General features: G+C 43.4%; 22 protein-coding genes. 18 read left to right on the top strand and 4 right to left on the bottom strand.

Going from position 1 to position 20612, the window contains the following annotated elements; all coding sequences use genetic code 11:
- Nucleotides 1-4: 4 nt before the first annotated feature.
- A complete protein-coding gene (locus D7Y06_RS26930) occupies nucleotides 5-193 on the top strand; it encodes a hypothetical protein (RefSeq protein ID WP_243119139.1) in 189 nt (62 codons plus the stop codon).
- Nucleotides 194-381: 188 nt separating this feature from the next.
- Entirely contained in the window at nucleotides 382-522 is a 141-nt protein-coding gene (locus D7Y06_RS06540) for a hypothetical protein (RefSeq protein WP_243119141.1), read from the top strand.
- A 12-nt stretch (nucleotides 523-534) separates the two neighbouring features.
- Here the strand turns inward: D7Y06_RS06540 and D7Y06_RS25620 are convergent, their stop codons facing one another.
- Entirely contained in the window at nucleotides 535-1101 is a 567-nt protein-coding gene (locus D7Y06_RS25620) for an alpha/beta fold hydrolase (RefSeq protein ID WP_147415598.1), read from the bottom strand.
- A gap of 429 nt (nucleotides 1102-1530) precedes the next feature.
- Between D7Y06_RS25620 and D7Y06_RS06550 the strand changes: the two genes are divergently transcribed.
- The 4 genes from D7Y06_RS06550 to D7Y06_RS06565 all read left to right on the top strand — a co-directional run bounded on the left by D7Y06_RS06550 (nucleotide 1531) and on the right by D7Y06_RS06565 (nucleotide 6243).
- Nucleotides 1531-1917: an integrase DNA-binding domain-containing protein gene (locus tag D7Y06_RS06550; protein ID WP_120407013.1), complete on the top strand. Its 387-nt coding sequence runs from the start codon at nucleotides 1531-1533 to the stop codon at nucleotides 1915-1917.
- A gap of 235 nt (nucleotides 1918-2152) precedes the next feature.
- A complete protein-coding gene (clpB, locus tag D7Y06_RS06555; protein WP_120407014.1) occupies nucleotides 2153-4741 on the top strand; it encodes an ATP-dependent chaperone ClpB in 2589 nt (862 codons plus the stop codon).
- A gap of 130 nt (nucleotides 4742-4871) precedes the next feature.
- Nucleotides 4872-5615 carry a GNAT family N-acetyltransferase gene (locus D7Y06_RS06560; RefSeq protein ID WP_243119143.1) on the top strand — a complete coding sequence of 248 codons (744 nt, stop codon included), beginning with the start codon at nucleotides 4872-4874 and terminating at the stop codon, nucleotides 5613-5615.
- 1 nt (nucleotide 5616) lies between these two features.
- On the top strand, nucleotides 5617-6243 hold the full coding sequence (locus D7Y06_RS06565; protein ID WP_120407016.1) for a hypothetical protein: 627 nt from the start codon (nucleotides 5617-5619) through the stop codon (nucleotides 6241-6243).
- 31 nt (nucleotides 6244-6274) lie between these two features.
- Here D7Y06_RS06565 and D7Y06_RS06570 read toward each other — a convergent pair whose 3' ends face one another.
- Entirely contained in the window at nucleotides 6275-7114 is an 840-nt protein-coding gene (locus tag D7Y06_RS06570; protein ID WP_120407017.1) for an AraC family transcriptional regulator, read from the bottom strand.
- Nucleotides 7115-7628: 514 nt separating this feature from the next.
- On the opposite strand from D7Y06_RS06570, the gene D7Y06_RS06575 reads away from it, so the two are divergent.
- From D7Y06_RS06575 to D7Y06_RS06615, 10 genes are all read left to right on the top strand, one after another.
- On the top strand, nucleotides 7629-8234 hold the full coding sequence (locus D7Y06_RS06575) for a lactate utilization protein (RefSeq protein ID WP_120407018.1): 606 nt from the start codon (nucleotides 7629-7631) through the stop codon (nucleotides 8232-8234).
- A gap of 18 nt (nucleotides 8235-8252) precedes the next feature.
- A complete protein-coding gene (locus D7Y06_RS27915; protein WP_330566402.1) occupies nucleotides 8253-8438 on the top strand; it encodes a hypothetical protein in 186 nt (61 codons plus the stop codon).
- A complete protein-coding gene (locus tag D7Y06_RS28210) occupies nucleotides 8396-8548 on the top strand; it encodes a winged helix-turn-helix domain-containing protein (protein WP_334294998.1) in 153 nt (50 codons plus the stop codon). Before D7Y06_RS27915 ends, D7Y06_RS28210 begins: the two co-directional genes overlap by 43 nt.
- Complete coding sequence (locus D7Y06_RS26485) at nucleotides 8542-8865, top strand: hypothetical protein (protein ID WP_199714651.1); 324 nt, start codon at nucleotides 8542-8544, stop codon at nucleotides 8863-8865. Before D7Y06_RS28210 ends, D7Y06_RS26485 begins: the two co-directional genes overlap by 7 nt.
- 199 nt (nucleotides 8866-9064) lie before the next feature.
- On the top strand, nucleotides 9065-10030 hold the full coding sequence (locus D7Y06_RS06590) for an Rpn family recombination-promoting nuclease/putative transposase (RefSeq protein ID WP_120407019.1): 966 nt from the start codon (nucleotides 9065-9067) through the stop codon (nucleotides 10028-10030).
- 613 nt (nucleotides 10031-10643) lie between these two features.
- Nucleotides 10644-11420 carry a polysaccharide deacetylase family protein gene (locus D7Y06_RS06595; protein ID WP_243119145.1) on the top strand — a complete coding sequence of 259 codons (777 nt, stop codon included), beginning with the start codon at nucleotides 10644-10646 and terminating at the stop codon, nucleotides 11418-11420.
- A gap of 66 nt (nucleotides 11421-11486) precedes the next feature.
- Nucleotides 11487-12800, top strand: a complete 1314-nt coding sequence (locus D7Y06_RS06600; RefSeq protein ID WP_120407020.1) for a replication-associated recombination protein A — start codon at nucleotides 11487-11489, stop codon at nucleotides 12798-12800.
- 31 nt (nucleotides 12801-12831) lie between these two features.
- Nucleotides 12832-14118, top strand: a complete 1287-nt coding sequence (locus D7Y06_RS06605; protein WP_120407021.1) for an aminotransferase — start codon at nucleotides 12832-12834, stop codon at nucleotides 14116-14118.
- Between the two features lies 1 nt (nucleotide 14119).
- Nucleotides 14120-15205: a hypothetical protein gene (locus tag D7Y06_RS06610; protein WP_120407022.1), complete on the top strand. Its 1086-nt coding sequence runs from the start codon at nucleotides 14120-14122 to the stop codon at nucleotides 15203-15205.
- Between the two features lie 117 nt (nucleotides 15206-15322).
- Nucleotides 15323-16948 (top strand): sensor domain-containing diguanylate cyclase, encoded by a 1626-nt coding sequence (locus D7Y06_RS06615; RefSeq protein ID WP_158591287.1) that lies wholly within the window; start codon nucleotides 15323-15325, stop codon nucleotides 16946-16948.
- 10 nt (nucleotides 16949-16958) lie between these two features.
- On the opposite strand, the gene D7Y06_RS06620 is transcribed toward D7Y06_RS06615, so the two are convergent.
- On the bottom strand, nucleotides 16959-17819 hold the full coding sequence (locus D7Y06_RS06620; protein ID WP_120407024.1) for an AraC family transcriptional regulator: 861 nt from the start codon (nucleotides 17817-17819) through the stop codon (nucleotides 16959-16961).
- Nucleotides 17820-17909: 90 nt separating this feature from the next.
- Between D7Y06_RS06620 and D7Y06_RS06625 the strand changes: the two genes are divergently transcribed.
- Complete coding sequence (locus D7Y06_RS06625) at nucleotides 17910-19073, top strand: serine hydrolase domain-containing protein (RefSeq protein WP_120407025.1); 1164 nt, start codon at nucleotides 17910-17912, stop codon at nucleotides 19071-19073.
- A gap of 137 nt (nucleotides 19074-19210) precedes the next feature.
- Here D7Y06_RS06625 and D7Y06_RS06635 read toward each other — a convergent pair whose 3' ends face one another.
- Entirely contained in the window at nucleotides 19211-19477 is a 267-nt protein-coding gene (locus D7Y06_RS06635) for a helix-turn-helix domain-containing protein (protein ID WP_330566403.1), read from the bottom strand.
- A gap of 258 nt (nucleotides 19478-19735) precedes the next feature.
- Between D7Y06_RS06635 and kduI the strand changes: the two genes are divergently transcribed.
- Nucleotides 19736-20596 carry a 5-dehydro-4-deoxy-D-glucuronate isomerase gene (kduI, locus tag D7Y06_RS06640; protein WP_120407026.1) on the top strand — a complete coding sequence of 287 codons (861 nt, stop codon included), beginning with the start codon at nucleotides 19736-19738 and terminating at the stop codon, nucleotides 20594-20596.
- The last annotated feature ends 16 nt before the right edge of the window (nucleotides 20597-20612 follow it).

Raw genomic sequence — 20612 nt, forward strand, 5'->3', positions numbered from 1 at the left:
CTATATGCCTAGAAGTTTTACAGAACGAGAAAAAGAAAACATCAAAAGAAGTTTGCGGGAAGCCTTAAAGCTCATTTATCGGGAATATGATAAAAATAATTTTTTGTACGATTCGGACAGTGCGGATTTTACAATTTTGATGAACAAGTTATCAGAGGAACAGGCAAAAAAATTGAGGAATCTTATCATATGAGCCAACAGATTTTTTAAGTCAGCCGTATTTGAAATTCAAGGTTAATGCGGATTTGGCGATGTCAGTTATTTACTCTTTCATTATGAATATCAAAAATAAGGATATTCTTCTACAGAATCACATGGAAACTTTTGATTTTATAGTCGACCATTTGATTGACAGTTTGTATGAATAGCAGGAGATAGAAAATGAAAACAGAAGTTATAGAGAAGAATAATACAGAGGTTGCAGTTGTGAGCAGTGATGAACTGCTGATTACAGATGTCCAGTCGGCATTAGACTTGATTATGACAGTAAAATACGAAACGGCTGCACCAATATTGCCGTAAACAAGGAAGCTATTATAAACGATTTACTTGTGGTATATTATCCGATTCAACTTTTCTTGCATTTTCCTTAATGCTTTTTACTTCGTTAAGCATTGTAATTGTCGCTGTTCGATTATAGAAAACTGCTCTATATCTCTCTTTTTCCTTACTAGAGAGAGTGCCATTTGTTATTGCGTCACTATCTGAAACACCCGGCAGTAATCTCGTTATTCCAATAGCAGATGCAAACTGACTTAATTTAAGCATAGTCATATTGATATTATAATCTTGATATGATTTGGGAACTGCCATATCAAGACCTATGATAGCGAATACTTCTTCGGGATATTGTTGTGCCCAATATAATGCTTCAATTCCTGACATGGAATGGGGACAAAGGATATAGGATGCTTCGATACCTTCCGCTTTTAGAGCAGCCCTTGTGTCTGCTAATATGGATTCAATTCCTCTTTTTTTGTCAACGACATCACTGAAACCATATCCGAATTTCTCTACAACTACAATTCGATATTTACTGCTTAATCGTGAGTAAAGAGATTTGAAATCCAATATGGGAGAACAGGTTCCATCACCAGACATAAATACAAGTGTTTTTTCGCCGCTGTCGATTTGTTCCCAGCTGCATATCTATAAAATGCGTAGCAAAGCGCTTCTAAAGCGTCATAGCCACTAACCCCTGCTACTGCATTTAATATTACTTGTCTAATTATAGCGTATGCCGCCATATATGATAAGCAGTAAATGTCAAACCGGCAGGAACATATGGGGAAGGAGGGGACGCACATTATGAACAGGACGTTAAACAGGGCATCCGAACAGCCGATAGCCGTGGATATTGAAAAATTATCCGCCATGCTTTCCTGCGGCCATGCCACGGCACGAAAAATTTGAGAACAGTCGCACGCAAAAATCACCATTGGGCGCAGGGTGTTATATTCCGTTGAAAGGGTGCGGGGTTATTCGGATTCTTTAGCGGAATAGGGAGCGCACAGGGAAAGGAATGGTTTTATGGCAGGAAGAAAAGACAGCAGAGGAAGGAATCTGCATACAGGTGAAAGCCAAAGGAAAGACGGAAGCTATATGTACCGTTATACGGACAGACGGAGCGGGAAACGCCTGACGGTCTATGCGGGGGATTCGCACAGCACAATCAAGCTGATACATGCGCTTTTATACCCTGCGCTGGAAAGGGCGGCAGATGATGACATTATCCGCAAAAACCCTGCCAAAAATGCCCTGTCGGGCAGTTATGGGGAAACGGCGGGGGAGAGGGGCGCGCTGACGCTGGGACAGCAGGAGAAGCTGTCTGCATTTATGAGGGAAAGCGGCATATACAATGCGTACGGCCCCAAAAAGCAGTTTATAAAAATTTTAGGAACCTGCAAACCCGCATAAACACTGGGCTTGCAAGAATTATCAGAAAATATTAGCACTCATCTCTTGACAGTGCTAACAAACGGTGCTATAGTTCACTTAAACCAGTAAAGGAATGCAGGAATTGAAAAAAAGGTTATAATTTTTTAAAAAATCGAAAATCCTATGATACAGGCATAATTTACCGGTTTACACACAGCAGTACTGACCGTAAATGGCAGCAGTTTTGTCTGCGCCGCAAGAGAGGGGTGTTATTATGAACATACACAAATTTACACAAAAGTCAGTGGAAGCCATTAACGATTGTGAAAAGCTTGCCTATGAATATGGCAACCAGGAGATTGAGCAGGAGCATTTGCTCTTAGCCCTTCTGCGCCAGCAGGACGGCTTAATCCAGAAAATGATTGAAAAGATGGAAATCAATAAAGAGCATTTTATGGACAATGCCGTCCGTCATTTGGAGAAACGTGTAAAAGTCTCCGGCGGGCAGATTTATATGGGGCAGGCCTTAAATAAAGTATTAATCAGTGCCGAGGATGAGGCAAAAGCCATGGGAGATGAGTATGTTTCCGTGGAGCATTTGTTTTTGTCCATGATAAAATACCCGAACCCTGCCTTAAAAGAAATTTTTAAGGAGTACGGCATCACAAGGGACAGATTTTTAACAGCCCTTTCCACAGTGCGGGGAAACCAGCGGGTGACCACGGACAATCCTGAGGCCACTTACGACACATTGGAAAAATATGCTTACGATTTGGTGGAACGGGCCAGAAACCAGAAATTGGACCCGGTTATCGGCAGGGACGGAGAAATCAGAAATGTGGTGCGCATCCTTTCCAGGAAAACGAAAAACAACCCGGTACTCATCGGTGAGCCAGGTGTGGGAAAAACCGCAGTGGTGGAGGGCCTTGCCCAGCGAATTGTAAGAGGGGATGTGCCGGAGGGATTAAAGGATAAAAAACTCTTTGCATTGGATATGGGAGCATTAGTGGCAGGCGCCAAGTACAGGGGAGAGTTTGAAGAGCGTTTAAAAGCCCTTTTGGATGAGGTAAAAAAATCTGACGGGCAGATTATCCTCTTTATCGATGAACTGCACACCATTGTGGGGGCAGGGAAAACCGACGGCGCCATGGATGCGGGAAATATGCTAAAGCCCATGCTGGCCAGAGGGGAACTCCACTGTATCGGCGCCACCACCTTAGATGAATACAGGCAGTATATTGAAAAAGACGCAGCGTTAGAGCGGCGGTTCCAGCCGGTTATGGTAGAGGAGCCCACAGTGGAGGATACCATTTCTATCTTAAGGGGACTAAAAGAGCGGTACGAGGTATTCCACGGGGTTAAAATTGCAGATTCCGCCCTGGTGTCGGCAGCGGTGCTCTCCAACCGCTATATTTCCGACCGTTTCCTGCCGGATAAAGCTATTGATTTAGTGGATGAGGCATGTGCCCTGATCAAGACGGAGCTTGACTCCATGCCCAGTGAATTGGATGAATTAAACCGCCGGGTAATGCAACTTGAAATTGAGGAGACAGCCTTAAAAAAAGAGGAGGATACCTTAAGCAAAAACCGCCTTGCCACACTGCAGAAGGAACTGGCAGAGTTAAGAGACGAGTTTTCCAGCAAAAAAGCCCAGTGGGACAATGAGAAAAATTCTGTGGAGCATGTGCAGAAGCTGAGAGAAGATTTGGAAAATGTGAAAAATGAAATAAAGCAGGCACAGCAGAATTATGATTTGGAGAAAGCCGCAGAGCTTCAGTACGGCAAACTGCCCAGTATCCAGAAAGCCCTTGAGGCGGAGGAGACCAGAGTAAAGAGTGAGGAGTACTCCCTGGTTCACGAAAATGTCAGCGAGGAGGAAATCGCCCGGATTATCTCAAGATGGAGCGGGATTCCCGTGGCAAAACTTACGGAGAGCGAGCGGAACAAAACTCTGCATTTGGACGAGGAACTCCACAGAAGGGTTGTGGGGCAGGACGACGGCGTAACCAAGGTATCAGAGGCCATTATCCGCTCCAAGGCAGGCATTAAAGACCCGGGAAAACCCATCGGCTCCTTCCTGTTTTTAGGGCCTACGGGAGTGGGAAAAACAGAGCTTGCAAAAGCTTTGGCAGAGAGCCTTTTTGACGATGAGAGCAATATGGTAAGGCTGGATATGTCCGAGTACATGGAGAAATATTCCGTGTCAAGGCTGATTGGGGCGCCTCCCGGATATGCGGGTTACGACGAGGGAGGGCAGCTCACGGAGGCCGTTCGGAGAAAGCCCTACTCCGTGGTGCTTTTCGATGAGGTGGAAAAAGCCCACCCGGATGTGTTTAATGTGCTTTTGCAGGTGCTTGACGACGGAAGGATTACGGATTCCCAGGGCCGTACCGTGGACTTTAAGAATACCATTATCATTATGACATCAAACCTGGGTTCCGCCCATCTTCTGGAGGGTATGGATGAGAACGGCAGTATCCGCCCGGAGGCGGAAGAAGCAGTGATGCAGGAACTTCGGGGAAGTTTCCGCCCGGAATTTTTAAACCGTCTGGATGAGATTATTATGTTTAAGGCATTGACAAAAGACAATATCGGAAATATTATTCATCTTTTGATGGAAGAATTAAACAGCAGAGTCAAAGACAAGGGGATCCAGGTGGAATTAAGCCCTGCTGCGGAGGATTATATAGTGGAGAACGGTTATGACCCGGTGTACGGGGCAAGGCCCTTAAAGCGTTTTCTCCAGAAATATGTGGAGACTCTTTCCGCCAAAATTATCTTAGGAGACCAGGTAAAGGGCGGGGATACCATTTATATTGACACGGTAAACGGGGAGCTTAGTGCTTCTGTGAGAAATGGTTAGCAGACTGTAGGAAAAATAGTGCCGGAATGGCCCATTGGGTGTTCCGGCATTTTAAATACTTGCAAAAACTTGCGGCTGTTTATTAGACTGTGGTATTCTATAGGTGAAGTTTAAAATGTGGAGGAGCCGGATGAAAGAGAAAATAAATGAAATATTTAAAGACTGGAATGAAACACTAATATGGTCCTGTTTACAGGGTGTAATGGGAGAAATACATACGAATCCGGCGGAAGATGCCGCAATGGCAATATTAGGGGATTTTGCATTTTTTGCAGGAAACCCAAGTGAAGAACTGATGAAATATAAACCGGAAAGTTTTCGGCAGGACTTTATGATTTTGGTCCCTCAGGATGAAGCGTGGGCTAAATTGATGGAAAAGTGTTATGGAGATAAAGCCAAGAAAGTTACAAGATTTGCAATCAAAAAGGAAAAAAATATTTTTGACAGGGCGAAATTAGAGGAGGCTGTATTAAACATTCCGGAGGGTTATGAATTAAAAATGATTGAAAAAGCAGAATATCATATGTGCCTTAACAATGAATGGGCAAAGGATTTGGTATCACAATATAAAGATTATGATACTTATAAGGATTTGGGTTTGGGTGCGGCTGCTTTGAAGGATGGGGAATTAGTATCCGGAGCTTCCTCTTACAGTACATACAGGGGAGGGATTGAGATAGAAATCGACACAAGGGAAGACCACCGAAGAAAAGGCCTGGCATATGCCTGCGGCGCAAAACTGATTTTGGAATGTTTAAAAAGGGGCCTGTATCCAAGCTGGGATGCACAGAATAAATGGTCGGTGGCATTGGCAGGGAAGCTGGGATATCATTTTAGCCATGAATATATTGCTTATGAAATAAGGGAATATTAGTATGCGGATAATAAAAAAATATTGTTTGGTTCTTGTATTTGCAGCTTTCACAGGACTGGAAGGGTGCAGCACTATGTCATCTGAATCTGCCCAGGGAAACGAAAAAGCAATCGTCTCTAACATTGATGATACGACAGCACAATACCATGGGAAGGGGCAAAATTCGGGGACGGAATCGAAAGGCAACGGGGAAGAACGTGTTGGTTTGAGCGAAGCAGAGATAGTGAATGCAGCCGAATTTGGCAATCCCAAAGAAGTGTTAGATCAAATGCCCATTGTATCAAATGTTGAAGTGAAAAAAACAGGGAAGGATGAACTGCAAATGGAATTTGAATTAGAAAATGTGGGCCTGTGCACTTTTGCTGCCAATAAAGGAGCGAAATCCGTTCTGCCGGATGAAGTTTTTGTAGACGCCACTAAAGTTGAGTGGACGGCAGTAACCGCAGATGGAGAGAATATTTTTCCTTATATGAGGGTGAATGAACCTGGGGATATGTTTATGATAGATTGGACATATAATGGATACAGTTTTGCTATTTATGGGAAGTCACCCCAGGAAAGAAGCGATAGAGATATGGCCGGAAAGATTGCGTTAGCAATTATATACAACTTGAGTGGAGGGGAATAATTGTGCCCTCAGATTTGAAAAAAGGGGCGTTTCACCCCTTTTCCCTTACCGGAATCCAGATTTCACTGACATAATCGGGGGAAGTGTTATCTCCCGGTAAATAATTTTCAAAATCATAATCAGGAATCAATTCATAATCTGTCCCCGGAAGCCATTCCCGGTAAATATCTTCCCAGGTTTTTTGAATGGCTTCCGGCATTGGCCCCACACATTTAAAAATGGCCCATGTATAAGCCGGAATATGGATAACACGAAAACCCTCCGGTGTTTCTTTCACATCATCCGCATCGCATCCTATCCCGTACAAAAAACCTTCGGCGTCGTTTTTTTCCTGGGCGCAGACACCTAAATATCCCGGAGCCTTTTTGTACATTTCTTTTTGATAATATTCGTCCCAAAATGCAGGAATCCCTTTTTCACTGCTCTCATCCGTAAACATTTTACCATAAACAAGGAGCCGGAACTCTTCTTTTTTCTCAATGCGGTAATCCATAATTTTACCACCTTCCACTGATATTTTAACAACAAGTTTATTAAAAGATTTCAACTCACTTCCCTTTTTAGCCTGGCTTGGGGTGATTCCGTGAAACCTTGTAAATGCCTTTGAAAAACTTTCCGGTGATTGATATCCATACTTAAGTGCAACATCAATCACTTTTGAATTTTGCCTGGTCAATTCTTCTCCGGCTAAGGACAATCTTCTTTTTTTCAAATATTCCCCCACAGCCATGTCTGTGAAAAGGCGGAACATTCTTTGGAAATGGAAAGATGAAATATGTACATAATTGGAAATATCTTCACAATGTATATTTTCTGTCAAGTGAGTTTCCATATATTCGATTGCCCTGTTGATTGACTGTACCCATTCCATACACTTACTTCCTCCTGTCAATTATTCTATTGGAATATCTATAAAAAATCCTGACATTTTATGCTTCGATTTGTCTGTTTTATCTTGTTTTGTCACTCCAACACATAATTCTATTGGCGATGAATACGTTTATTTCCATCTGCTTTCCAAGGTAAGCAATAGATACGAAAAACGCAAAGAAAAAGATAAGAGAATTCTCTTTTTAGAGGGCAGTTTCAATTTCATTAAAATATATAAGGAAAGTCCCACAGACTAAAGGGATAAAAGCACCATAAGGCTTATCTCCATTGTTATGTAACAAAAGAAAAAGACGAGAAATAATGTCCACAGGGAAATAAATTTTTTGTTGTGTTTCAAATGTGAAATCCTTTTTTCAAACTGCTGCCGAATATTATGCTGACATTAAGAATAGCACTGTCCGCCTGACAAATCAACCGATATTTCAGTTGGCTTATGGGAAAAATATATGGTAAAATAAATTAATATTTATATTACAGTAGAAGGGAGACAACAAATGGATTTCACCACAGTAGAAAAAAATTTAAATGACAGGGGATTTCAAGTAACCATTTTTGAAAATCAGGAGGAAGCGGTAAAATATCTGGAAACACAAATCAACGGACAGACCGTTGGCTTTGGAGGTTCCGTCACACTGGAGCAAATGGGATTATATGAGGCCCTTCAAAGCCACAATCAGGTATTCTGGCACTGGCGGATACCAGAGGGGAAAACGGGGCAGGAAGTGAAACAAGCGGCAGCTGCTGCAAAGGTATACATATCCTCCGTAAACGCACTGGCCAAAACGGGGGAGATTATTAATATTGACGGGAACTGCAACCGGGTGTCTTCCATTTTTTATGGACATGAGAAAGTTTACCTCATCTTGGGAGAGAATAAAATAGAAGAGGATTATGAAAGGGCATTATACCGTGCCAGAAATACGGCTGCTCCCCGAAATGCGAAAAGGCTTAGGATAAATACTCCCTGTGCCCAAAAGGGAGAGAAATGCTACGACTGTAAAAGCCCTGACAGAATCTGCAGAGGGCTTTCTGTTTTATGGGAAAAGCCCACATCAGGGGAATTTGAGGTGATATTGGTTTGTCAGGATCTGGGATTTTAAAAGAGAGGGGAAATACATATGAAACCTCTTATTTTAATTGTGGAAGACGATACGGAAATAGGCAGTCTCCTGAAAAAAATCCTTAAGTGCCAGGGGTATGAAATTTTATATCTTTTCCTTCAAAACCCGGAAAAGTATATTCCAGAGAAAACCTTTATGAATTGGTCTGGAAAGACGGCTATTACGGAACGGATCACACGGTAAATGTCCATGTGAGCAATCTGAGGAAAAAAATAAAAGAGCAGGACGGGGAAGAGGAGTATATTCAGTCTGTATACGGGTTACGAACCCCTATGACTCCCTGCTTGTGTTAGACAAGGTGTCCATACATGTAAAGCCCGGAGAGATATACGGGCTGATTGGGGATAACGGAGCGGGAAAAACAGGGGAAAAGGTTTTGGAAGAGACGGATGTGGGCAGGGTTTTGCGGGAAGTTTTTGTTGACAACTGCCTGATTTTGGAACAGGCAGATTTAAAAGCGGAAACGTGTTTTCCATGTCACCCTGTTTTAATCAGGGAAAACAAAGATGCACTGGAAAGGATTTTTGTAAATCTTCTCCAAAACGCCGGCAGATATGCTTACAGTTATGTGAAACTTGAGATGGAAGAGGAAGAAATGGGGGGAGTTTAGAGGCCGGTGTGAAAGAGGAGGGGCAGGATTCAGGAAATGATGGGAGGATTCTATGATCGTTTGTTTTGTGTTGTGTTTTCCTTTGGCTTTTTATGTCAATTTATGAGTGTGAAAATATTTGTCATAGATTTACAAATATTTTTCTTGACGTAGAAGTATATTCTGCTTATAATATTAATATAGAAAGGAGACTGACGCTATGGATACATTTCTCATGAAACCTAAAATCGATTTTGCATTTAAGGAGATTATGACGGACGAAAAAGCCCGCATTGGTTTTCTCTCCGCTGTCTTAAAATTAAATCCCAATGATATAAAAACGGCCATCCTGCTCAACACAGACTTGAAAAGGCTTCATGAAGATGACAAGCAGGGGATTTTGGATGTCAGGATCCTTTTAAATGACAATACCGAGATTGATATTGAGGTGCAGCTTTCCAAGCTGGCTGTCTGGGCAGAACGCTCCCTTTTCTACCTTGCTAAGATATATGTTGATCAGCTGGAACCCGGGGATAGCTACCATAAATTAAAGAAATGCGTCAGTATCAGTATTCTGGACTTTTCACTTTTCCACGATTCCGACAGTTTTTATTCGTGCTTCCACATAGCAGAAGATGCCAGACATACGCTTTTCACAGACAAAATGGAATTCCATGTTTTGGAGCTTTCCAAGCTGCCGGAGGAATTAAAAGAGGACAGCAGTGATATTTTATTGTGGGCGAAATTTATCAATGCGGAAAAGAAGGAGGAATTTGACATGATTGCAGAGAAAAATCCTTATATTGATAGTGCATACCAGAAGCTGCAGGTCATCAGCCAGGACAAACAAAAGCGCATGGAATATGAAGCCAGGGAAAAGGCGGTGAGGGATTACAATGCCTACCGTTATGAAGCCGAGGAGATTGGGCGAAAAAAAGGCTGGATCGAGGGTCGCGTCAAAGGACAGGCAGAGGGGCGTGCAGAGGGGCGTGCAGAGGGGCGTGCAGAGGGGCGTGCAGAGGGGCGTGCAGAGGGCCATGCAGAAGGATTGGCTGAGGGTATTGTGGCGATGTTTTCCCTCCTTATGGACATAAATACTCCATATGTAAAGGCGATTGAAACTATCGCTTCCAAATTTGATATTTCTGCAGATATGGTAGAAACTTACGTGAATAACAAGAAATAATAGGTACACGGTACTTTCTGGCTATAGATTCCCCTTAAGATTATCTGGGAATCTATAGTCTACAATTTATACTGGCGGACAAAATTTTCTGATTATGCTAAATTACGGTCTAAATTTTATCGGCAAGCCGCTCCGCCATCAAGATCAGGGTGTCAGGGTTATGTGCATCACCTCTGTTATTTCATGTTGTATCCAGATAATTTTTATCTTTATCATAAAGTAGTCATGGTGATACTTTGAAATAGTCGCATTTCGACGATAATGATTGCGGGAGTTCTGTCTAATGTTTTCCACAGGGAAGAAAAATAAGCATTTACATGTCAAAGTATTAAAAATATGGTTGAAATCATCGTTTCAGCTTGCGAAATGCAAATACTTGGGAGGATTATATTTATTGATAGAAGATAGATAATAAAATTGTGAAAAGAATCAATGAACTGCTGAAAGACATAAAAAGAATGGAATTATGTACTACATATGAAGACGGTGGACTTGATTAATTCTTGCACAAGCCGCAGCATGTATAATCCTGTGTAATAGGAAAATAAAGTATTAATTTCCAAGCTGCCCCCGGCATATATTATTGTAAGCAAATTTTTATGGCTGGTCATAGATGAAAAATTTTAAAAATTTCCTTGCGGCCTTTGATGTGGTAATGGTTTTTGTGCTGGCTGGTTTGTGGGCGGAAAAGAACATGCTGCAAATGGTATCTTCCTATATGGAACGGGAGGGGGAAAATGTACCGGCAATGCAGACAGAGCAGATACAAAAAAAACAGGGGGACACGGAGGAGCCTATTAAGATACAGGAAGATACGAATTATTTTGAGTTAGAAGACAAAAAGATAGCGATTACATTTGACGACGGCCCCAATTTAACTTACACCCCCGGCCTTTTGCAGGGGCTAAGGGAGCGGAATGTAAAAGCTACTTTTTTTGTGATTGGGAAAAACGCAGCGGAGCACCCGGAGCTTATAGAGGAGATGAAAAAGGACGGACATCTCATAGGAAACCATACCTATAACCACATTCAGTTAAACGACTCAAACAGGGAGGTATTTAAGGAAGAACTGAAAAAAAACAGCGAAACCATAAGGAATATTACAGGGGAAGACACTTTGTATGTAAGGCCCCCCTACGGAAGCTGGGATAAAGATTTTGAGAAGGAGTTAAATATGTTTCCCGTTTTGTGGGACATTGATCCCAGGGACTGGTGCAGCAGTGATGCGGGGAAAGTTGTGGAAACCGTGTTAAGCCAGGCGGAGGAAAATTCCATTATCCTTCTTCACGACCAGTATGACACTTCCATAGCGGCGGCATTTGCCATTATAGACAAATTGAAAGAGGAAGGGTATCAATTTGTCACTGTGGATGAGATTTTATTTGACTGACGCATTGCTTATCTGGAAACAATGTAGTAAAATACATAATTAGGAAAAGTGCCAGGAGAATAAAACATGGATTTGTTTGATTATATGAGAGAACAGAATAGAGAAAAAGAATCGCCGTTAGCCTCAAGGCTTCGGCCTTCGGACTTGGAGGAGGTTGTGGGACAGCAGCATATTATCGGAAAAGATAAGCTGCTTTACCGGGCCATTAAGGCGGACAAGCTCTCTTCCATTCTGTTTTACGGGCCGCCGGGGACGGGGAAGACTACCCTTGCCCGGGTGATTGCAAATACCACCAGCGCAGAATTTAAGCAGATAAACGCCACTTCCGCAGGGAAAAAAGATATGGAGGCTGTGGTGGCGGAGGCAAAGAACAATCAGGGGATGTACGGCAGGAAAACGATTCTTTTTATCGATGAGATTCACCGGTTTAACAAAGGGCAGCAGGATTTTCTGCTCCCCTATGTGGAGGACGGCACAGTGATACTAATCGGGGCCACCACGGAGAATCCTTATTTTGAGGTGAACGGGGCTCTTATCTCACGCTCTATTATCTTTGAATTAAACTCCCTGTCAAAAGAGGATATTAAGACTCTGATTTTAAGGGCGGTACAGGATGAAAAGAAGGGTATGGGGGCATACAATGCCTGTATTGAGGATGAAGCCTTGGAATTTCTTTCGGATATCAGCAACGGGGATGCAAGGGCGGCTTTAAATGCCATTGAGCTTGGAATTTTAACTACTGACCGAAGTTCGGACGGAAAAATTCATATTACCCTTTCCGTGGCGGAGGAATGTATACAAAAAAGGGTGGTAAAATATGATAAGGACGGGGACAACCACTATGACACCATCTCCGCATTTATAAAGAGTATGCGTGGTTCCGACCCGGACGCGGCGGTTTACTATCTGGCGAGGATGCTCTATGCAGGGGAGGACATTAAGTTTATTGCAAGGCGGATTATGATTTGTGCAGCGGAGGATGTGGGAAATGCAGATCCCCAGGCCCTTGTGGTGGCAGTAGCTGCGGCACAGGCCGTGGAGCGCCTGGGACTGCCGGAGGCAAGGATTCCTCTCTGCCAGGCTGTCTCCTATGTGGCCTCCGCCCCCAAAAGCAATTCTGCTATTTTGGCCATTGATAAGGCAATGTCTGTGGTGGCGAAGACAAAGACAGCTCCTATCCCGGTTCACCTTCAGGACGCCCACTATAAATCTGCGGGGAAGCTGGGGCACGGGAATGGATATCTCTATGCCCACGATTATCCCGGCCATTATGTGAAACAGCAATACCTGCCTGACGGCCTTACAGGGGAAAAATTTTATGAACCCACCCAAAACGGCTACGAGGCGGAAATTGTATCCTATTTAAACAGTTTGCAATAAGATTTTCTATACAAAGTCAGGAGGAGTAAAGATGAAATCATATCAGGAAATGACAAATGAAGAGCTGCTGCAGGAAAAGAAGGTTCTTGAGGCAGAGTACAAAAAGTACCAGAAGAGGGGGCTTCAGCTGGATATGTCCAGAGGAAAACCTTCGGCGGAGCAGTTGGATATATCCATGGGAATGATGGATGTCTTAAGCAGTACCACGGATTTGGCCTGTGAGGACGGAACCGACTGCCGCAATTACGGGGTGTTAGGAGGGATCCAGGAGGCAAAAGTGCTGATTGGGGATATGATTGAATGTAATCCCGACAACATTATTATCTATGGAAATTCCAGTTTAAATACCATGTACGATATTGTGTCCCATTCTATGACCCACGGTGTTATGGGAAGCACGCCCTGGTGCAAACTGGACAAAGTGAAATTTTTATGTCCTGTGCCGGGATATGACAGGCACTTTGCCATTACAGAGCACTTTGGCATTGAAATGGTCAATGTGCCCATGCTCCCCACAGGGCCGGACATGGATATGGTGGAGAACTTGGTATCAAAAGATGATGCCATCAAGGGAATCTGGTGTGTGCCCAAATACTCCAATCCCCAGGGAATTACCTATTCTGACGAGACGGTGCGCAGATTTGCCAGATTGAAACCTGCTGCAAGCGATTTCCGTATTTACTGGGACAATGCTTACGGGGTTCACCATCTCTATGATATCGACCAGGACAGCCTGATTGAGATTCTTGCAGAGTGTAAACGTGTGGGAAATCCGGATTTGGTTTACAAATTCTGTTCCACATCCAAAATCAGTTTCCCGGGTTCCGGCATTGCGGCGGTTGCCACTTCCGCAAATAATCTGGAAGATCTGAAAAAGCAGTTAAAGGTTCAGACCATCGGCCATGACAAGGTAAACCAGCTGAGACATGTGCGGTTTTTCAAAGATATTTACGGCATGACGGAACATATGAAAAAACATGCAGAAATTTTAAGGCCCAAATTTGAACTGGTGTTAAGCAAGTTTGAGGAGGAGTTAAAAGATTTGGGCGTGGGTATGTGGTATACGCCCAAGGGAGGATACTTTATCTGTTATGAAGCATTGGAGGGATGTGCAAAAGCCATTGTGTCCAAGGCAAAAAAAGCCGGAGTGGTCATGACTCCTGCAGGAGCTCCTTTCCCCTACGGAAAAGACCCGAAGGACTGTATTATCCGTATTGCCCCCACCTATCCGGACCTGGAGGATTTGGCAATCGCGGCAAATATTTTTGTGGTGTGTGTAAAATTAGCAAGTGTGGAGAAGTTGTTGGGAGAAATCTGATATGACATTTCACAGGAAAAAATATATAGCGGCGGCAGCAGGATTCCTGCTGCTTTTCGCATTGACGGCAGGAGTTTTATGGTTTCTTTTTCAGCCCAAAAGCCAAATTATCTTAGCGGCGGCGGGCACATACAAGGATTCAGAATGGGTTCCTGTGTTACAGGAATCCCAATTTTTAAAACAGGATGATATATCTGTTCGTGTAAAATGGCATTCCGGTGCGGCGGCAGGAAACCTGAACCTGGCATTTGCCGGTGAAGAGACGGGGATATCTTTCCGCACAGGGGTTTTGGGCACATCGATTGATATGCAGGGGATTTTGTCGGAGGATATTTTGAGACTTCAGATACCTGTGACGGGGGATATGGTTTATACCCATAGTCTAACGGAGGAGACTCCTTTTTTTGATAAGCTTTTCGGAAAGAGGAATGCAGAGGGGTTGGATCAGTTTTTGAAAAAACTCTCCGGGTTCCGCTGGAAAAAAAAACAGGAGATTACCTTTTCTTCAAAGGATTTTGCTGGAATTTTAAAGGATGTTTCCGTGGAGAGGGCCAAGTCGGAAAAATATGAGATTGACGGGAAAGAGGTTTCCTGCAGAGGTTTTTCCCTGGATATCTCCGGCGGCATCCAGAGGGTGGATGCCGGGTTTATCCCGGAGGAGATGTATGTGTATCTATATCGCAATAAATTGGCGGCTGTACGGGTGAAATACCAGGGAGACATATGGGAACTGCGTTTTTTGGGAGGAAAAAACAGGGATAGCAAAATTATGTTTGTAAAGGAAGGGGAATTACTTCTCACGGTAAAAGGGGAGCAGAAGGGGGATGATTTTCCCATTTCTATTGGAATTAAAAACAGTGAAGGGTCACGGTTTTCACTGGGGGGAGAACTGAAAGAGGATGGTTTCCATGCAGATATCCGTTCGGCGGAAATCAAGGGGAAGGACGTTCGGATAGAGGGGGAGGTATCTTTGACTCCTGGGGCAGAGATGGAGGAACTTTCGGGAGATACTATGGATTTGGAACATCTCCCGGAGGTTCAAAAACAGATTTTGATTGCTGTGTTTCGAGTGCTTCGCATAAGCTGACACAGCACTGGACAAATATTAACAAGATATGGTATGATAATTTTGGATTATCCCAGGAAAAAGCAAGAGATAGAATATGACATTAGAATTTTGGGGAGAAAAACGGGAGATTGTTTGATGGAAACTTCTAATTCTGGCAAGAGATTGGATAAAAAGATAACGTATGCGTATATTATACTGCTGATTCTTGCAGTGCTGCTCACTGCACTGGAATACGCTTTTGCAAATGACGGCGTAGCATATGATGTGAGGACGGTTGTGGACCGGGAGGAGTTGTGTCCGGAACGGGTGGAAATCATTGACCAGGATACCAGGGATTTTTATTTTACAGATGTGAGGGTGTTTGGGGAGGCGGACTGTCTGTTTTTTTGCAGCAGCCATCAGAATGTGGAGGTGTATCAGGGGGACCACCTTCTTTATCAGTTAAAAAGAGGAAATCATATCTTTGATAGGACAACGGGATTCCATTGGAATTTTGTACAGATGGAACAAAAGGCAAGTTTTTTAAGGGTGCGGGTTCAGGCCTTATTTCCCCAGATCAGGGAATATCAGCTTCACTTTTATAAAGGAAACGCTTTTAAAATCTTTATGGAACAGGTGAGGGAAGATTTTGGAAATGTTATGGTGAGCATTATGGATGTGGCCATTGGAATCGTACTCTTTGCTTATTGGGTTACTCTGAAAAAAAGGTTAAAAGCAGGAAACGGCCTGTTGTATTTTGGGCTGTTTTCCATTTTAATGGGATTGTGGTCCTTTGGTGAGACCGCTATTTTCCAGATGACCATTGCAAACCGGCCGGCGGCTTCCGATATGGGATATCTTTTGGTTATGCTTCTCCCGGTTCCTTTTATTCTTTTTGCCCGGGATTTTCTGGAGGTGGAGGAGAGAAAGATTTCCAACGGGCTTTGCATATTCTCTTTTGTCAACAGCGTCTGCTGTGTGATTCTGCATCTCTCGGGGGTTCTGGCCCACAAACAGACAGCTACAACCACCCATTTGCTTTTAGTTGCGGCCCTCTGTTATATGGTGTATGCCCTGCGCACACATATACGGGAAATTGGTTTTGATTCCCGGGTATGGGTGAACATGGCAGGGCTTTTGATTCTGGCAGTCACCTGTGTATTGGATTTATCAGCCTTTTATATCAAAGCAGGAGGCATTGATGTAATCGGAAGGATAGGGCTTTTATTTTATATTATTTTGGTGGGATTCCAGGCGGCAAGGGATACTTTAAAGCAGCTAGACCAGGGGCGTCAGGCAGAGCTTTTGGTGGAATTGGCGGATTTGGATAATCTCACCGGGCTTTACAATCGGAATACATATAACAAATGGGTAGAAGACCACCCCAGGCCGGATGGAACCACAATTCTCACATTTGATTTGAATTACTTAAAGAAGTGCAATGACACCCTTGGCCATGCCATGGGGGATCTTTATATCCGCAGCGCCGCCCAGATTATCGCCCAGGTTTTTGAGGGTCAGGGAAAGTGCTACCGCATTGGGGGGGATGAGTTTTGTGTAATTGTAAACGGACTCATTGGTTCCAGTGAAATGGAGGAAAAATTTTCCAAAATGGAAGAAATGGAAAAAGAATATACCCCCAAGGAAGCGGGAATACCTCTGCAGATTGCCCACGGTTATGCCTATTTTGACAAGTATCAGGATGCGGACATTGAAAAGAGCAGGGAGCGGGCGGACAAAAAAATGTACGATAACAAAAAACTCCGCAAAGAGAAAGGCTGACAGAGCCAGCCTATTGGTGACTGATTTGAGCGTATTTTTTGGGGGAAATGCCCACGGATTTGGAAAAGGATTTTAAAAAGTTGCTGTAGTCGTTAAATCCGCACTGTTCGCATACCTCCGTCACACCGATTCCTTCAGCCAACAGGGATTTGGCAATGGAAATCCGTCTTGCAGTGATATATTTGTTAATGGTGGTTCCTGTAGTAGCCTTAAAAATCCTGCATATGTAGGATTCACTGATGAAAAAGCGGGAGGCCAGGTCTGCAATGGAAATTGTCTGATGGATATTGTTGTTGATATAGGACAATATCTCATCTACCTGGGCATTGTATGTGACACCGGATTCCTCCGCAGGTTTTTCTTCACGGGAGCGGCAGATGCTGTTTATCATAATAAAAAGTTCGCAGAATACACCCCGCTCAATAAGGTCGGATCCATAGTCGTTAGATGAGGTTATTTTATTAATATAGTATAAAAAACGTTTCTGCTGCTCTTTTGTAAGGACAATCTTATGGGAAAATCCAGCAGGGCGTTGTGTAAAACAGTATTCCAGATCCGTTTTTTGGGTGGACATGTCCTTGATAAAGTCAGGATGTATGCTAAGTATGATGCGCTCATGTACCGTCTGGTCAATCTGTGTGAGATAATGGCTTTCGTATTGGTTTATCACAAAAAGATTCCCAGGTTCGATGGAGTAGAGCTTATTGTCAATCAGAAACTGTTTACCGCCGGATATGGAGTAATATACTTCATAACAGTCATGGATATGCATGTCCATGGCTTTTTCATCCTTATAGAGATGGGCGACAGCAAAATACTGGTCCCTGGCGGCTGTTTCCATTGCGGCTTTACAGGAATTCAGATCTATCATGGCGCAGTCCTCCTTAGGTGTTTTGATAAGAGTATAGCGGAAAAGTTCAGGATTTGCAAGATTTAAAGATAAAGATAGAAGGAGAAAAATATGAATCAGGAGATAGAAAGGCAGTTGGAAGGATTGCTTATAGATGCCGTTATGTGCGGGGAGATTCCTTTTGGAAATCTTTTGGTGCGAAAAGACGGGGAGGAGTTTTGCTATCTGGGCCAGGGGGTGGAGCGGGATGCCATTTTCAGGCTGTATTCTCTCACAAAGCCCATTACCTCAGGTGCAGTGATGAAGCTAATGGAGCAGGGAAAGCTTTTATACTCGGATGAGATTTCCAAATACCTCCAGGGATTTATTATGCCCTGGGCCTTAACGGATGAAAAAATCCAGAAAACGTCCCGGGAGGTTACGATCCGGGATTTGATGAATATGACTTCCGGCCTGGTGTACGGGGATTTCCCGGGAAGGGCGGGGAGAGATGCAAAAAAGGTATTTGATGAGATCCACAAACGCCTGTATACGGACCATCCTCTTTCCACCGTGGAGGCGGCAAATCTTTTCGGTCTTGGAGTGTTAAATTTTGCTCCCGGTGAGTCCTGGAATTACGGCACTTCCGCAGACGTCCTCGGTGCCATTGTGGAAATTGTGTCCGGCATGCCCTTTGGGGAATTTTTGCAGAAGGAATTTTTTGAACCACTGGAGATGGAGGACACAGGTTTTTATGTGGAGAAGGAAAAACAGAAAAGGCTTGTGAGGAGTTACAAGCGGACGGATATCGGATTTGAGTTTTATACAGGGAATTACCTGGGGGTGATGAATGCCATGGATAAAAAACCTGCCTTTGAATCCGGCGGGGCCGGGCTTTGCTCTACCATAGACGATTACAGCCATTACACAGATATGCTTCTTGAAAATGGGGTCTATAAAGGCAGGCGTATTTTAAAGGAACAGACGGTTAGGTTTATGACCTCTCCCAAATTAAATGAGGCCCAGAAAAAGAACCTGGGCTGGGGCGTGGACTATTTTGGGTACAATTACGGCAATCTTATGCGTATTCTGGAAAAGCCGGGCATGGCATCCACTTTGGGCAGTGTGGGAGAGTATGGCTGGGACGGCTGGATGGGGACATTTTTCTGCAACAGCCCTAGGGAGCGGATGAGCATTATTTTTATGACCCAGCGCACGGATTCCGGGTGGCTTCCTGTGGCAAAGCGGATAAAAAATGTGTTGTTTGGAGAGTTTGGGACAGGGGAATATAGGTGAGCAATATTCCGCCTAAGGAACTGTTAATAAATAACGTTATAACCGCTTATCCAAATATTTTATTGCAGCCAATTCTATGAGATTACGCATACCAATAAAATACATTCCAAACATAGTTAGCCTTGTAAGGGTGAAAGTTATTTCTTTGCTTTCAGCAGATAAAGCCACATGGTAGCTATTACAGTTAAAATAAGTAAATTCAAGATAAAAATTTGGTCATTCATTCTAAGCCTCCCTAGAAATTTGGAATGCTTCTGCAATCCTAAAAGCCAATTCCAAAGACGGCGTAATTTGTACTTTTCTATTGAAATTACCGCCTGCCGTGAAATTCCGACTTTGTTAGCTAAATCTTCTTGCGTCCAATTTCTTTCTGCTCGCAAAACTTTAATTCTATTACATATCAAGGTAATTTCTCCTTTACAAAATGTAATCAACTGATTACAAGTTGTACTATTATAATCAAGTTTTGTCAATAGGGAACAAAGAGAATTTACGACTTCGCAGGAATTTAAGGTGTTCCATACTAGTCGGCCAGCCTTACCTCAACTTGGTTATGGGTTTTGCTTGTTCATTTTATTCCTTATTTTAGCAAAATAATTACAAGAAATTGAAAATATGGTATGCTATACTTGATTTAGAATAAGAAAAGGAGATGGAGTGCCATGGAACTTAGAACAGCGGCTTCCCCAAAGGATGTGAAGCATTATACCACAGACCGGCTTCGGGAAGAGTTTTTGATTCAGAATTTGTTTGTTACCGGAGAAATCAAGTTAGTGTACAGCCATATTGACCGTATCATCACCGGAGCGGCAGTGCCGGTAGAGCCTATTGCTTTAACTGCCGGGGATGAACTTCGGGCAGAATACTTTTTGCAGAGAAGAGAGATGGGGGTAATCAATATCGGGCCTAAGGGAATTATCTCTGTGGACGGAAAAGAGTATGAGCTTGACTATAAGGACGGCATGTACATAGGCATGGGGGCCAGGGATATCATATTTAAGAGCGCAGACACAAAAAATCCTGCCAGATTTTATATCAACAGCGTTCCCGCCCACACATCCTATCCCACTGCTTTAATTAAAATGGAGGGGACGCCGGCAGAGGATGTAGTGATTATCAAAGATGAAAACAAAGTGGAATTGGGATGTTTAGAGGAGTCTAACCACAGGGTGATTAACAAATATATCCTTCCGGGTCAGGTAAAAAGCTGTCAGCTTGTTATGGGTATGACGGCGTTAAAACCGGGAAGCGTATGGAATACCATGCCCTGTCACACTCATGACAGGAGAATGGAAGTCTATCTGTATTTTGAAATGCCGGAGGATGCAGTTGTAATGCATTACATGGGAGAGCCTACGGAGACAAGGCATATTGTAATGCGCAACGAGGAGGCAGTGATTTCTCCAAGCTGGTCTATCCATGCGGGAAGCGGCACCCAGGCATATACCTTTATCTGGGGCATGTGCGGAGAAAATCAGGCATTTGACGATATGGACGGCGTTGCAATGGGGGATATCAGATAAAAACTATATTAGGAGG

The organism is Roseburia sp. 1XD42-69 (genome assembly GCF_003612565.1).
Classification (GTDB): domain Bacteria; phylum Bacillota; class Clostridia; order Lachnospirales; family Lachnospiraceae; genus Roseburia_B.